This is a genomic window from Sporosarcina highlanderae (assembly GCF_030433715.1).
GTDB classification, from domain to species: Bacteria; Bacillota; Bacilli; order Bacillales_A; family Planococcaceae; genus Sporosarcina; species Sporosarcina highlanderae.
Map to the genome: position 1 here is coordinate 1 of NZ_JAROCC010000014.1, position 16,070 is coordinate 16,070.

A 16,070-nucleotide genomic window follows, 5' to 3' on the forward strand; every position below is an offset into this window, starting at 1 on the left:
TTGGGTAGCTTGATGTAGGTGCCATCTATTATTCGAATAGGGCCTACATTCTCTATCAAACCTTTGGCATTCCTTTGCAAAGACCAATAGTGGCTAGCCAATCTACCCAAAAGGTCCGCTAAATCCGCTGTATTCAATTCAATTAGCCGACGGCTAATTTGCGAATAACTAATGGATTCAACTCCAATTTCCCTTTGGAAATCTTCTTTTGAACGGATACCGATCTCTATATCCCTTAGACTCTCCCATTTGCACAGAAGAGCCATGATAAAAATCTTTACTAAGGAGAAATCTGTGATCTTTTTTGCGTCATAATTCATCAATGGGCAATCTAAAACATTCCTAGGCAAATTCGATAGGAGTTGACGAAAGACTAAATTCTGGTTTACACTTTTCATGGGTTTGCTCCTTTTGTAGTGTAGGGATCTGATTTAGTCGTCGTTCACTATCTACATTAGGAGCTTTTTTGTTTTTATTCAAGCAGTTCATTTGAATAAAATGTATTATTTTCCTATTATTTCTTGTTATGCAACGGTAGTGTTTGGTACCTGTGCAGGACACTATTCTGTTTATTCGGTTCAATTGTATAAAAATTCAACAAGGAGATTGATGTAAAGACGATTCTAAGTTTCTATTGAATATTTATACAAATTAGTTGAATTATCATGAATGTTTGCTGCACAGGTACCTCAAAAATGACAGCTTAATAATGAATAGCGTACAATGGAACAAACGGACAAGAAGAGGAAACAATTCATGAATAAGACACAACAAAAAACAACAATTGTCAGGGTCCTTTTTAGAGGTGCAATGGTTATGCTTGGTGCAATCATTGCCGCTTACGGATTAGAATCTGTGCTGATTCCCAATAAAGTCTCAGACGGGGGCGTAACAGGTCTTAGCATCGTGGGTTCGCAATTATTCGGTTTTCCATTGGGACTACTTATCGCGATTCTGAATATCCCTTTTGTCTTTTTAGGCTATAAACAGATCGGAAAAAGCTTTGCACTCTATTCCGTATTGGGAATTGCTACGCTCGCAGTCAGCACAAGCATGATGCACCATGTGCCTACAATTATTCATGGGGATACACTATTAGTCACAGTTGTCGGTGGGATCATCCTTGGTTTCGGAATGGGGTTAGCGCTGCGTAATGGGGGCGCGCTTGACGGAATCGATATGTTAGCTGTCTTGCTTTCGCGTAGAATGCCATTTGGTACAAGCGACTTAATCCTATTTTTGAATGTTTTTGTCTTTGCCATCGTCTCGACTGTTTTCGGCCTTCAAGGTGCTTTCCTATCCGCAATTGCATACTATATCGCCACTAAGGTAATCAGCATCGTCGAAGAAGGTCTGAGCGGCTCCAAAATGTATAAAATCATAACAAGCGAGCCGGAAGAGATGGTGGAAACAATACGTGACCGCCTTGGTCGCAGTTCGACATTTAGCAACGTTCAAGGTGCATATTCCAATGAACAGTTCAAGGAAATTACGTGTATTATCAACCGCCTCGAAGACAGTAAGATGAAAGAAATCATTCTCGAAATTGATCCGAAAGCGTTCGTAACTGTTTATGAAGTTGCCGAAGTACGAGGAGGAAACTTCAGTAAGCGGAATATCCATTGATAGCTTCCTTTGGGTACCTGTGCAAAAGACTATTCGGTTAATTCACTACAATTGTATAAATACTCAATAAGAAGCTTGTTAGAAAGGCGTTTGTAATTTTTTGTTGTATATTCATACGAATTGCTTGAATAATCATGAATGTTTGCTGCACAGGTACCGACAATTTCAAAGGTGGGTTAGCTTATGGAGACATTTAAATTGGTCTTTTTGGGGATTTTAGTAATAATCATGTATACTTATATATTTTATATGATAAGCAAACTGCCAAAACCGGTAGCGATAACCTTGTATGTGATTCTTGGAGTATTAATTATCACGTTTATTGTTATGGTCATTTGGTTTCCAGACAGCTTAAGACCCATAGTGGACTATCTAAATATTGGGTAGATCTAACAGAATTACCATTAGGATCTTTACTACCCCAAAGAAACTTCACTGACTAAATGATTGTGGTAGAGGGCTTCAAAATAAAAAAATAGGGGTAGGGGTGTTGGGTTCTTAGCGAAGGTTGATTCGCGGAACCTAACACCTCTTTTTTTCGTAAATTCAGCTGATGTATTCTGAAGTTCTCATAGAACCGCGCAGACTTCCCATAGAGTCCTATGTTACTTACGATACATTACATAAAGATGGTTAATACCTCCCGTAACTTATAAAGATTACCATCGTCTAATCTGTGAATCTATGAAATGAACAACAAGGAGGAAACTATTTGGTCAGTAAACATAAAAATTTTAAGCTGTTGACGTCAGCTGCTGTGGTGACAAGTGCGATTGTTGCACCTGCTGTTGCTTCTGCCGCTCCGTCGTATTTCAAGGATGTTTCATCAAGTCATGTCGCTTACGATTCGATTATGTATTTATCGGGCAAAGGCATTATTAACGGTTTTGCAGATGGGACGTTCAAACCTTCAGAAAAGGTGACACGCGGCCAGGCTGCGAAGATTTTGGCCACTTCGTTGAATTTGGATTTGAACAATGTGAAGAATCCGCGTTTCCATGATGTCCCGACAACGCACGGGTTTTACAAATACGTTGCGGCGCTTTACAATGCCGGCATCATTGATGGGTATTCGAACGGTAATTTCGGGGTGAATGATCCACTAAGCCGTGGGCAGATGGCGAAGATTTTAGCGCTTGCTTATGAGCTTGAAAAGCAGCCATTGCGTTCAGTGAAATTCTCTGATGTTCCAACAAATGCATTTTACGCAGTATATTTGCAGTCCTTAATTGACAATAAAATCACTTTTGGAGTAACGCCTACCCGATTTGCACCAAACCAAACTGTAGACCGCGGGCAAATGGCGATGTTTGTACACCGGAGCATGCTGGCAACGAAGCGGACTGACACGGTGAATGCGACGATTTCAACCTTCGATGGATACACGTTGCAAACGGATAAGGGCTTCTATGAGATTCCAACTTCTTTGCGTTATTTCTTTTCATCCCAAAACTTCAATGCATTGAGAAACGCTACCATTTCGTTCGAACACGACAAGGGCGCTATAACGTCCATCACAACACTTGAACTCAAGAACTCTGGAACTTCATCCAACATCATCACATTGTACGGAAACAACACGACCTTGAATGGCAACCTTACCATTAATGCCGATTACCTAAATGTCAGGGATCTTACAGTTAATAAAAATGTAAGCTTCAGTTCAGGAACACAAAATTATTTCACTGGAGATACACTTAACATCAAAGGTTCTACTACACTTAATGATTACACTACTCCTACGAATCGCACGCTAAACTTCACATTCAATAACTCCACTTTAAACACAGTACATCTATCCAAATCCAACACGAATTTCACACTTACGAACAAATCATTCGCACAATCGATCACAATGAAGGCAAATGGTACGTTCAGAACGAATGATACTTCCCGGGTCAATGAGGTTTCAGTAGAGGGCTCGGTATCGGAAGTAGCTATCTACTCAAATAATGTCCCTAAACTTTCAGTTGCAACGAATAGGGATGTTACATTAAATGGATCGGGTGCGTTTATAAACGTCACCATCCTGACAAACCGCCTTGTGACGCTGAATACATCTGGAACAATATCTGTATTAGACATTCCACGAGACGGCTATGTGAATGTAGGAACGCAAACTTGGGTGACAAATGTACTCATTCCTTGGAATACTACCATTAGAAATGTCATCCGGAACTACGATTCTGCAATGTACCGAATCGACCGCATTAACGGGGCCCTAAACCCGGATCGCACGCCTCCTTATGCGCCGCCAGCCGTCTATGACATTACGATTCGAACTGCAAGTATGGACGCAAATGGAGCTATTTCCATGACGTTTGACCAAAATCCTACGAAATACAAGATGACAACGAAAACACCGATGTACTTCGGCGATGTGAAGTCGAACCAAACACTGGAATTGACCAATCTTTCAATTGCCAATGGAACGTACACGAACGGCCAGGCGGGGACGTTCGTTTGGAATGAAGGAAAGAACCAATACTCCACCTCCTACTCGACAGTTGCTACAAGTGGCAACTATAAGACGATTACATTCTACGAGGATATCCGTTTAAGGAATAAAGTGTTTGAAATCACTTATCGGGTCAGCAGTTTGGGATTGGAAATTGCAACTGATTTTACGGACAATACAGTAACGTTCCTGAATAACACAACATTCTCTGTTGTAGGCACAAGCGGTTCATATACATCCATTGCCGGAACAAAAATTTCTGTCCCTACAGGAACTGTTACGAATGAAACCGAATTACAAAGAGCAATCTCATTGAAGGTTCCGGAAATAGTGATTTCGAGAGACATTACAATCACAAAACACGTTACCATCAACTATCCAAATGTAAAGATTCAAGCCATCAATGGGGCTGAAATTAAAGTTTCTGACGGATTTAGGTACAGAGCTGAGGAAGCTGCCATTACATTTGATGAAAATGCAAAGAATGCAAAGCTGCAAAATGTGAAGTTGGTCGGACATTCAAGTACCCGAGGCCATGGGATTCTTGTCAATGCTGACAGTGTTACGTTTGATAATACCGAAGTTGCCAACTTCCAAGGCTTCAATATCGTAACAGACAACACGTCCCTCATTACTATGAATAAAGTAAAGCTCTCCAATTCCAATAAAGGCGGTTTGCAAGTATATACATCTAAAACTTCTACCGCTACAAACGTCACAATGACCAACGTTGAAACAACGAATAATCAACTTGGCGGCATTCATTTAGTCGCTGATCGTGGAAACAGTAAAGTCATCATAAATGGAAAAGACAACAAGCACAATGACCAATATAAAGGCGTACCAGCCCCAGCATTTTGGACGGAGGGGAATGGAGCGTTTGAGTTTAAGTTGGCTGATTTCAATCTCTACACCAAAATTCAAAACGAGTATTACCACATAGATAACGAAGTAGAGCTTTCACATGCCTTTACGGAAGCAATCAAAACGAAAACAGATAAGCAGACTCCTAAGATGAACATAGCCAATAATTTCACATTGAATAAATCATTCAATTTTAATGAGGCAGTTTCCATTAACGGGAATGGAAAAACGATTACGCTTAATTCAAAAGGAGATCCGAAAAAGGGAGCTGAAGGACTTTTGATCAGCTCAACTGTAGTAATTGACAACCTGAACTTCACTTCTGGAAAAGACATGAAAGATCATCTGATTGAGGTAATCGGAAATGGGGCCTCATTGGCACTATCGAACTCAGCGCTTCAAGATTCCACATTAGGCGCAATCTATGTGGGGAATTCCGATAAGAAAGCAACAAAGGAAAAACTGACTCTTAAGGGGAATATCGTATTCACCAACAATGTAGTAGGCGGAGTTGGGGCAACTGACGGCGTAACGATCAATGCAATAGATGCCAAAATCACATACGCCCCTTCCAAACTAACAAACAATGTCGTCTATAAAAGACTAAACCAAAAAGATAGCATTAAAGTAGACCCAATCTTCTGGGCAGACACCCTCGATGTCAAATTTGAACTACCAAAAGGGTTCAATAAGAATGAAGTGTTCAGAGATAAGAACGACAACAAGATTCTATCCAATGAAAGAAACCCTGCCACCGAGGTTATTTATAGTAGATAGTTAAGATACCGCACAGTCAATATTCATTGTGGGATCTCATGCTCTTTTGTAGAATGGGGAATAGAAGGGAGAGATTTGGTATGATGAATGAAGAAGTGAAAAACCTAGCGGATGTACTATTGCAAAGTCTTTATGACTATCACTTTGCCACTAACGGAGGTAGCTATAACTTACCGAAAGCGATGCTGAATGCCGATTTAAATAGCAAATTAGCCATTGACCACCTTATCGAAGCGGGATACGCAACGGATAGCGGGCAAGGGGCGGATCATCTTGTTTTGGCAATCACACCGGAAGGCATGGAGTATCTCAAAAATAAATAATAATGATTTTGTTTTTACAGATCGACCAATGTTTTCCATATTGGTCGGTCTTTTTTATTGTTTCGCGGAGCTTTTAATAAATGAATTAAATTTGTCCTATTAATCTAAATAGTTTAAAATAATGATAGAGTGCATTTTTAAAAAGGGAAAAGGGGTCGAGAAATGATTAGTGTAAAGAAAAAGTATTCTATTGAACAATTTATCAATTGTGAGAGTTTAGGTGGGGTATCGATTTCTCCGGACGATGAAAAGATATTAGTTGGTAGCGATCGCTCGGGTGTCTATAATACGTATTCGTTTTCCCGTACAGGAGACGAAGTAGAGCAATTGACGCACTCCGAGGACAATTTTATGGTACCCGTTGGCTACTTCCCGGATGGTCGCAAATTTTTGTATAGAAGCGATCAGGGCGGGAATGAGATTACACATCTTTATTTGCAGACTGAAGATGGGAAGAGTGTCGATCTGACGCCAGGGAAAGAAGAAAAAGCAGAGTTCCATCGTTGGAGCCGGGATGAAAAGAGTTTTTTCTATGAATCCAATAATCGGGATCCGCGTTTCATGGATTTGTATGAAATGAATGTTGATACATTGGAGCCAACTATTTTATTTAAAAATGAAGACGGCTATTTTGTCTCAGCAATTTCACATGATAAAAAATACATTGCCCTTCACAAGCCACGGACTTCTAATGATTCTGATATGTATATTTACACGTCAGAAGATGGCGTAAAACATATGTCCCAGCATGAAGGCGATGTACAATTTCAACCAGTCGCATTTGATAAGGATTCTACACATCTGTATTATTTAACAGATGAAGATAATGAGTTCATGTACGTTAAGCGACTTTGTTTAACGACAGGGGACAGTGAAGTAGTAGTAAAAGAAGACTGGAATATTTTGACCGCTCGCTTTTCTCCTAATCATAAATACCTTTACTATTATGTTAATAATGATGGGAAAATTGAAGTGAAAGTAGTGGAGTCGGAAACAGGAAAGAATGTTGAGATAGCTAATTTTCCTGAAGGGCAGATTAGTGGGTTGGCGATCTCTAATAGTGAGCGGTATATGGCGTTTTTAGTAAACCGTTCAACAGCGCCTGCGAATTTGTATGTATATGACTTTGAAGCGAAGGAATTAAGTTGCTTAACAAACACACTTAACCCAGAGATTGATGAGAGAGACTTGGTGGATGCGCAGGTTGTTCGTTATCCTTCATTTGATGGGCTTGAAATTCCGGCAATTTATTATGAGCCTCACTTAGAGGAAGGCGAGAAAGCACCTGCACTCATTTGGGTTCACGGTGGTCCGGGAGGCCAATCAACTGTCGATTTCAATCCGCTATTCCAGTATTTAGTGAATCACGGGTATGCTGTCCTTGCTGTAAATAACCGGGGGAGTTCAGGATACGGGAAAACATTTTTCAAGGCAGCTGATTTGAAGCATGGTGATGTTGACCTGGCCGATTGCATCGAAGGGAAGAAGTTTTTAATTGGGACAGGCCGGATTGATGAAAATCGTATCGGTATTATCGGTGGAAGTTACGGCGGTTTTATGACGCTTGCTGCTCTCGCATTCCAACCTGAATCATTCAAAGTCGGAGTCAATATATTCGGAGTGTCCAACTGGGAGCGGACGCTAAAAAGCATTCCGGCATGGTGGGAGGCTATGCGCGAACTGTTGTACAAGAAAATTGGTGACCCGTATACACAGACCGATTATATCCGTAGCATTTCACCTCTTTTCCATGCGGAAAAAATCAACAAGCCGCTCATGGTTTTACAAGGTGCCAATGATCCTCGTGTTTTACAAGTGGAGTCCGATGACATTGTTGAAAAAGTGAGAGAGAATGGTGTTCCAGTCGAGTACATCATATTTGAAGACGAAGGGCACGGCTTCACGAAACGTGAAAACCAAATAAAAGGCTACCAAGCTATCCGAGAATTTTTGGATACTTATTTATAATTGTAGAATGCTCCAGTGCGATGATGCACTGGAGTTTTTGTGTTTCTTGCAAGGACTTTACAAAATTTAACAGCCCATTAGCGTAGGGGTTTCTATTATAATAGGTATTCCGGAAATGATAGATAGATATTATATTTACTTTCCGAGAATAATAGTAAGGGAGTAGAATCGTGGTATTAATAAAAAGAATTGCAATAGTTCTCGTTGGCATTCTCTTAGTATTATCACTAAACGCGGCGATGGTAAGCGCGAGTTCGCAAAATCTCTTACCATTTGAAAATTCCGAAGCTGGTAGAAACAGCAATGCTTATATGCCGACATACAACCCTTCGATGAATGACAGACGGAATTTTATCGATGAAATTTCGAATTATGCAACAGAGGCAAGTACAAAATGGGGCATTCCTGCGAGTGCAATCATCGGAATGGCAGTCATTGAAAGCGGATACGGAACAACAAGAATTGCTGTCAATGCCAATAATATTTTTGGTATAAAGGTATGGACAACAAGTCCGAGCCAAGGATGGCAACTGAAAGGGCAACCTGATGAAAACAATGGGACAGTTCCTGTATTATCGGACTTTGGTGTAGATAGGCTGATTTTTGACGAATCCAAAAGAGTAGATAATTGGTATCGCATGTTCAAAAGCCGTAAGGAAGCGGTTGAATACTTAGCGGGGACATTACTTCAAAATCAAAGATATGGGTTCGCGAAAACAAACTACGCAAACAATCTGAGTAACGGTTGGAGCTACGAACGCGCGTCAAAACAATACATATATGAAATTGCGAATGCCGGCTACAACCACTTAGGTGGGGACTATTATCGAAACGTAGTTGGTAAATTGATGGCAGAATGGAATTTGTACGAGTATGATGAGAAGGCTAACAATGGAGTATTCAAGGATATTCATGGACATTGGGCTAAAGAAGAAATCGAGTTTTTAGCGGAAAAAGGTTGGATTGACGGATACAATGATGGAACTTTCAAACCGGACGTTAGTCTGACCAGGGCACAAGCAGCTAAAATTATAAGCAGTTTCTTGATTCTGACGAATACAACTGAACCAATCCATTTTAAAGATGTACAAAGTGGTTTTTGGGGACACGATTATATAGTCTTGGTTGCACAGCACAATCTAATGAATGGTACAGGGGCCAATCAATTCTCGCCCAATATGATTTTAACAAGAGCACAGATGGCACAAGTATTTTACAATGCCGGTTTTTATACGCAGTCGGCGGGAAGTGATATGAATTCATTCACAGATGTCCGCAATGACTACTGGGCTCATATAGCCATTGAAACAATGAGGCAAGAAGGTATAATGGCGGGATATGGGAATGGAAGATTTGGAATCAATGATTCAATTACAAGAGCGCAATTGGCGGCGATTATCTACCGGTTGGATCAAAAAGGTTGGAACAAAAAATAGTATCAAGTAGCAGTTATGAGCCCACAAGGAAATCGTCCTTCGTGGGCTTTTTTGTTAAGGTACCTACGCCTTTCTCTTAGAGTACACGAATAAACCAAGTAATATCACGGTTTGTCCAAGAAAAGCAATGGCGTCCCAAAAAGCGGCTGGTGTCGAAGACCAGAGTAGATTTGAAAAAACTTTTGAATACGCATAATAAGCCTGTGGCAGAAAGTAAAATAGTATAAGACTAAGGGTTAACAATATCCCGACGATATAAAATACGCTGTACAGTCGAACAATTTTTTGCTCACCGTCGAACGACTCTGCATCACCGGCATCGCTTTTTAAAAACGGCAGCCATCTGCTTAAAAACTGCTTCCCATTTTCCATCAAATTGTAGCATCCTGTACTATTTTCAATGAAATAATAAATATCTGTTTTCATATAGAAACAGCATTGGTATATGGTTTTTATGAAAATATCAAACACGACTATGCCTAAAATCCCAAGTAAAATGGCATTCGCTTCCGGAAAAAGAAGTTGTACCGCAAGTGCAAGTAACACACATAGTTGTTCAAAAGACATTCCGGCAAAATAGAGGATATTTCTTTGCCTTGGCTCTAACTTCCATGCTGCAGTTAAATCTGTTTCAAAAACGACAAATATCAGCCTGTTCCCAATACCTAACGTAGCCGGTAAATCGTAGGATCGAATTGCCAAAATATGTCCGAACTCATGAATGATGATAAGTACAAGTGAAATCAGCATGTAGGTGATGATATTCAGCATCATTGAATCGAATATAAATATATCTTGATAATGAGGGAATAATCCCGGGTTCCACACGATAAGCGAAATATTGACCAGCAATAAAATCAGATAAACCTTATTTGCTATCCCATTAAAAAAGAACCGCCCGACAGAAGGGGGGAGCCATGTAAATCCACTAACACTCCGGATTTCTTTTTTCGTGGTCATTTTTTTTCCATCTATTTCTTGAACAAGGCCCAATTCTAACAGTTGCTCGCCGAATTCAATCATATCCACGTCTTCATGCGGATATTTTTCCCGAAGCTCATGTTCAATTTCACCTAATGGTTGGCCTTTTTTTATCCTTTCAATCGCATCGATACAAATCTCCGGCATTTCAAAGAAATCACCAGAGACGGGTTCTTCCACGATATAATTCTTCTTATCTTTTCGAATGGATAAAGGATAAAGAGTGAATTGTGATTGTAACGTTATCTTCAAACCAAACACCACCGCCCATTAAAATGAAAATAGGATGCTATTCACGATAGCATCCCATTTGTAGGAGTCCTTAATATTTTGGAAATAGGAAACACCACCAGCATGTTACTTTAACTTGTTTAAGTTTACGGATTTTCATGTTTGTGTCCCTCCTTTGGTGCATGATTTTTTAAATATTGTTTAGAGATTGTTATCCAATCTGGAAACACTTGTTTAAAAACTTCCACCAATTCAGGATCGAACTGGGATCCTTTTCCATCCAAAATTCGCTTATAAGCTTCTTCGTATGGAAGCGCTGGTCGATAGGACCTTGTTGAAGTCATGGCATCGAAGGCATCAGCAACAGCAGTAATCCTGGCAACGAAAGGTGTTTCTTCTCCTACGAGCCCTGCTGGATAGCCCTTGCCATCCCATCTCTCATGGTGGTGATAAACGACGGCGATATGATCAGCAATTCCTTCGACATCTTCAATAGCTTTAGCCCCCACAACCGGATGGGTTTTAATAACTTCATATTCTTCATCTGTAAGTTTACCATGTTTCGCCAAAATAGTATCGGGAATATTTACTTTTCCTATATCATGCAATAAACATGCATAATAAAATGAATTTAATTCGGATTCATTTACTTTTCCCGTTGCTTTTGCAAGACTCATTGCATACTCCGCCACACGCTCACTATGACCGCGCGTGTAGGGGTCCTTCAGCTCTAACGTGGCAATGACTCCTTTTACCATTCCAGCCAGTTGCTCGTCATAGGTATTCTTTAAAGCTTTCACGTAATTTAAGATTCGAGAAAGGAGAATGTAAGAAATACTCGCCAATATCATGACAATGGTAGCTGGAAATAAAATGATAGGATCTTGTATGAATACACCTACCAAAATATATTTTAGGATTAATCCCCATGTAACAAGATGAAAAAAACGTTTACTAATAAAAACCGGCGAAAACAATATAATAACCAATTCTACAAGGTTGCCACTGGAATAAGAAATTTCTTTGCCAAAGTAGTAATAAATATCAGTTACTAAATTAGTAACTAAATACGTAATGACAACAATATATTTTACCTTCCCGGGATTTCCTTTTTTGAAGAGATAGATCGAAATAGGGATGAGACAGATGATGATTAAATGTTTAGAAAAACTTAGAAAATACCATATTGTATCTGGTACGGCATCCGCCATCCAAGGTAATAACGGGAATAGATTATAATAAAAAATATCATATAAAAAGAACACAATATAAAATAGCGACATAAATAAAACAGTAGATCTTTTTTCTTCATGTAATAAAGAAGTATTCTTCATCTTGCTACCCCATTAAAATGTCCGACTAATTGAATCTTTGTTCTTAGATGTTTCATAATGGCTAGCTTCCTTCATAATAGATTTTATTTATACATTCTATATCGGCTATTTCTAATAAATTTGAACTGTTTATATGAAATTGCCGACAATTACTATTATATCCCGTTTCACAGACACTCCGCAATGTTAAGGTGCCTGTGCAACAAACAATTCTATTAATTCACTACAATTGTATAAATATAAAATCGAAAGATTGTTAGCCTGCAATCGAAAATTATCGGTGTATATTCATGCGAATTGTTTGAATAAACATGAATGTTTCGTGCACAGGTACCTAATAAACCACACCTTCTCTTTCATGACTCCTGAATAACTCATCGGTAGGGTCGAAATAATCTTCCGTATACTCAGGCTCGAAGCGGCCGTAGTCGATGTAACCCGAACCCCATGTTGGGTCCATTGTTAACCATTGACCATCCACTTTTACTTCCACCCACGCGTGTCCTGCGCGATCCTCTCCGAACCCCGCAGTTCCGCCGACATACCTTGCTTCCATGTCGGCTGCACGAAGTAGGGCAATAGCAAGATAAGCATAGTCCACGCAAATCCCGGTTTTGAATTGTAACGTCTTCAAGGCACTGTCATCCCATTGATTGCCGATAAAGTAGAGTTTTCCAGTATTATAAGAAACTGTTTTTGCTACATATTCATAAACCACTTTTGCTTTTTCACGATCTGACATTGTATCTTCTATTAATTGATTTGTTAGGGTAATGATCTCAGGTGCATCGGATTGGACCCCTCTTGATGGCAATAAATCACGTTGATCTTCTGCAGCAACATTATCCACTAAAAACTGTGCAACTTGAGAATAAACGGGTATTCTACGATTCGTTTCCTCGGTGACAGGGACGCTAACAGTCACAAAGTATTTTCCAGGTCCGAAACGTAAATAGAATTCTTCATCGAATTTATTGTCATCAACCGTAGTTATATATTCAGCATAATCGTCATTTTTACTAGTCGTCACTAATAGATGAGTTGTCTCTTTTGCTAATGACGCATCCTGATTTATCGACCCTGCAATGCGATAGGTTAAGTTGGTTTCATCGCCACCATTCGCAGGATATTCAAGATGGATACCACGCGAATCATAAGCCGGGCTATAATGGATGTCACTCCAGTAATCGGAGTCAGTGTCGATTTGAAGGGAAGTTCCGACTTGAAAATAATCGTCATACTCCTTATCCGGAACATAGACAACCAATTCATGGATTCCTTTCCCGAAAAATAAAGGGATGTCATACCTAAATTCGCCGTTTACAACAGGAAGAACATCCTTCCAAACGTATCCGTCCTTTTTAAGCTCTATCAAAATCTTGTTATGCTTAATTTTAGAAGGATCGACTTTTCCGTTAAGTGTGACCGATTGATTCCCGTTTATCAAACTACTTGTCGGTGAAAGGATTGTCAACTTAGCTTCCTGACCTTCGTGAGTATATGTAAAGATGTTCCTTTTTTCGGTTTCCTCGTAAGAGCTTTGGTGATTGTTCTCTTCCGTCTCTTGCCCTGCGTTGGTTGGTGGATCATTAGAGCAGGCGACCAACATTAACAATCCTAAGAGTGGATACATTTTCTTTATTGACATGACTTTCCTCCTCTTAGACATTGTTTTTTTGTATAGTTCAATTATATATGTTGCAAGGTGGGAAAGTAAGAATAATGGTAGAATAAAGAAATTATTGTTAAAATGGGTGAAAAATGATGTGCGGAAGGAGAGTGCTGCAATGACTAAAATTGGTGTGATTTTCGCTTTTATAATTATTATCTCTATCTATGGAAGTGCGAATTATTATATCGCAAGAAGGATATTTAAATGGCTTAAACTGATTTTCCCGTATATGAACCCTAAACTGTATGTTGGTATATACATATTCATTGCTTTTTCAATGATACTTGGTTTCTTACCACTTCCTTCCGTCATCGAAAATGTAATAAGTTGGATAGCCGCATACTGGATGGGGGTTTTTGCCTATCTGTTACTCTTTATTTTCATGGCTAACTTGATTTTATTAATCGGCAGACTGATGAAAATAATTCCACATCCCATGCCAAGAAGTATCCATTTTTATGCGGGCCTCGGAGTACTTTTGCTAAGTACAAGCTTCGTTGGCTATGGTATTTACAATGCAAACCAGATTAAACATGTTTCCTACGATGTTCAAATGAAAGGAAATCATTTATCAGAGGACATTAAGATGATCCTTATAAGTGATTTGCATTTAGGCGCTGTTAATTCCGAAAAGCGCATTGAAAGCATTGTGGAAGAAATAAATAATCTTGAACCCGATATCGTAACTATAGCTGGAGATCTATTTAACGACGATTATAAAGCAATTCGAAATCCCGAAAAAGCAATTGATTTACTGAAAAATATTAAGACGAAATATGGCGTCTATGCCAGTTTAGGAAATCATGATGGGGGAGGCACCTTCGATGAGATGGTTCGCTTTCTTGAGAAAAGCAATATAACACTTCTTAATGATGAACATGTGATCATTGATGACAAGTTTATATTGATAGGGCGGTTGGATCCATCGCCAATAGGAGGTTTCGGAGGATTACAACGAAAAGATATAACGGATATTTTAACTTCGATAGATGATATAAATCTGCCGATTATCGTTATGGATCATACTCCTTCCAAACTTGAGCTATATGACGAAAATATTGATCTCATACTTTCTGGACATACACACAGGGGGCAAATCTTTCCGGGCAACCTAATAACAAATGCAATTTTTGAAGTGGACTATGGACATTACCAAAAAGACGCAAACAGTCCCCAAGTCATCGTAACATCGGGTGTGGGGACCTGGGGCATGCCAATGCGAGTCGGAAGTAATAATGAAATTGTAAGTATTCATATACACAACTAACTTATCTTAATAGAACAAACCCCAAATGTTAGACATATTTAACAATTGGGGTTTGTTTTTCTTATATAAAAGTTAATTTGATTTCAAGCTAATTAAAATCAGCGTGATTCCAGCAAAGAGACAAATCATTCGCGTGAGAGAAACCTTTTCAGCTAGACCGAATAATGCAATCCCTGTAGTGATTATCAATACACAAGGTCCGACAAGAGCCAAAAGCGTGTTGATGTAAAAAGCTTTTTCCAGATCGTTGAACTTGTACATCAACATGGCGGCGGTAATGTCCACACTACCAGAAAAAATCCGCAATACGATAATCATTAACAATGCTCTTTCAATCAATCACGTGCCCCTTTTCCACAAGACTTTTTCTACTATATGTAAGTCGGCCCGGATTCATTATTAAGGTACCTGTGCAACGAACTATTCAATTAATTCACTACAATTGCATAAATATTAAACTGAAAGATTGTTAAATTGCGATTTTCAAGTATCTATTGTATGTTCATGCAAATTGGTTGAATAAACATGAATGTTTCCTGCACAGGTACCTTTACAATTCTTCCACTTTGATGATCGTTTTTGTTTTATCCAAGTAAGTAAAACGGTAATGCTGTCCCCTGTAGATCTTAAGTTTTTCCCGGTGTAGGATCATTTCGCCTTCGGTTGTGTCAATCAGAACAAGCCTTGACGGCCGCCTTCCCCTATATACATCAGTGACTAATAGATCTTTGACTTGCCATTCTTGATTGGAATAACTCTTCATATCATCTATCGATTTATTAGCTTCATTGACACTGAAACTCAGGATAAGTACAGTGATTATTAAGGTGAATATCCCGCCGAATGCAAATTTGATGACCGATGATCGTTTGATATCCATAGGGTTTAGAACGACGACCACAAAGATGGCATACAGGAAAAAAGAGCATAGCGTCAAAGCTGCGGCATATAAAAGGGTTGTGCCGATAAAGTCGAGAACAAAAGATTTGTAGAGATCACTTACACTCCGTTTCGAAATAATTAGAGTAGATCCCAATAACGCCATAATAGCGCCGACAATCACAAAGAAATAGATTAATTTTAGCCGTTTTTCCTTCTTGTCATTATTTATTTGTAATGATTTTCTTCCCAAT

The 16,070-nt window shown here is 39.2% G+C and carries 12 protein-coding genes; 6 read left to right on the top strand and 6 right to left on the bottom strand.

Annotated elements, in window-relative coordinates:
• Positions 1–398: DUF4372 domain-containing protein (locus tag P5G49_RS15020; protein WP_301245078.1), on the bottom strand; the 398-nt coding region annotated here is incomplete at its 3' end.
• Between the two features lie 358 nt (positions 399–756).
• Between P5G49_RS15020 and P5G49_RS15025 the strand changes: the two genes are divergently transcribed.
• The 5 genes from P5G49_RS15025 to P5G49_RS15045 all read left to right on the top strand — a co-directional run bounded on the left by P5G49_RS15025 (position 757) and on the right by P5G49_RS15045 (position 9,452).
• Entirely contained in the window at positions 757–1,626 is an 870-nt protein-coding gene (locus P5G49_RS15025; protein WP_301245080.1) for a YitT family protein, read from the top strand.
• 712 nt (positions 1,627–2,338) lie between these two features.
• Positions 2,339–5,725, top strand: a complete 3,387-nt coding sequence (locus P5G49_RS15030) for an S-layer homology domain-containing protein (RefSeq protein WP_301245093.1) — start codon at positions 2,339–2,341, stop codon at positions 5,723–5,725.
• Between the two features lie 80 nt (positions 5,726–5,805).
• Complete coding sequence (locus tag P5G49_RS15035) at positions 5,806–6,048, top strand: hypothetical protein (protein ID WP_301245095.1); 243 nt, start codon at positions 5,806–5,808, stop codon at positions 6,046–6,048.
• A gap of 162 nt (positions 6,049–6,210) precedes the next feature.
• Positions 6,211–8,016: a S9 family peptidase gene (locus P5G49_RS15040; RefSeq protein ID WP_301245096.1), complete on the top strand. Its 1,806-nt coding sequence runs from the start codon at positions 6,211–6,213 to the stop codon at positions 8,014–8,016.
• Between the two features lie 170 nt (positions 8,017–8,186).
• Positions 8,187–9,452, top strand: coding sequence for an S-layer homology domain-containing protein (locus tag P5G49_RS15045; RefSeq protein WP_301245098.1), 1,266 nt, complete (start codon positions 8,187–8,189; stop codon positions 9,450–9,452).
• Positions 9,453–9,515: 63 nt separating this feature from the next.
• Here P5G49_RS15045 and P5G49_RS15050 read toward each other — a convergent pair whose 3' ends face one another.
• From P5G49_RS15050 to P5G49_RS15060, 3 genes are all read right to left on the bottom strand, one after another.
• Positions 9,516–10,685, bottom strand: coding sequence for a peptidase (locus P5G49_RS15050; protein ID WP_301245100.1), 1,170 nt, complete (start codon positions 10,683–10,685; stop codon positions 9,516–9,518).
• Between the two features lie 125 nt (positions 10,686–10,810).
• Complete coding sequence (locus tag P5G49_RS15055) at positions 10,811–11,998, bottom strand: HD-GYP domain-containing protein (protein WP_301245102.1); 1,188 nt, start codon at positions 11,996–11,998, stop codon at positions 10,811–10,813.
• Positions 11,999–12,332: 334 nt separating this feature from the next.
• Positions 12,333–13,646, bottom strand: a complete 1,314-nt coding sequence (locus tag P5G49_RS15060; RefSeq protein WP_301245103.1) for a transglutaminase domain-containing protein — start codon at positions 13,644–13,646, stop codon at positions 12,333–12,335.
• A 139-nt stretch (positions 13,647–13,785) separates the two neighbouring features.
• On the opposite strand from P5G49_RS15060, the gene P5G49_RS15065 reads away from it, so the two are divergent.
• Complete coding sequence (locus tag P5G49_RS15065) at positions 13,786–14,937, top strand: metallophosphoesterase (protein WP_301245104.1); 1,152 nt, start codon at positions 13,786–13,788, stop codon at positions 14,935–14,937.
• A 72-nt stretch (positions 14,938–15,009) separates the two neighbouring features.
• Here the strand turns inward: P5G49_RS15065 and P5G49_RS15070 are convergent, their stop codons facing one another.
• Together P5G49_RS15070 and P5G49_RS15075 are read right to left on the bottom strand one after the other, a co-directional pair.
• Entirely contained in the window at positions 15,010–15,276 is a 267-nt protein-coding gene (locus tag P5G49_RS15070) for a YqhV family protein (protein WP_435877226.1), read from the bottom strand.
• Positions 15,277–15,487: 211 nt separating this feature from the next.
• Positions 15,488–16,069, bottom strand: a complete 582-nt coding sequence (locus tag P5G49_RS15075) for a hypothetical protein (protein ID WP_301245105.1) — start codon at positions 16,067–16,069, stop codon at positions 15,488–15,490.
• Position 16,070: the final 1 nt, after the last annotated feature.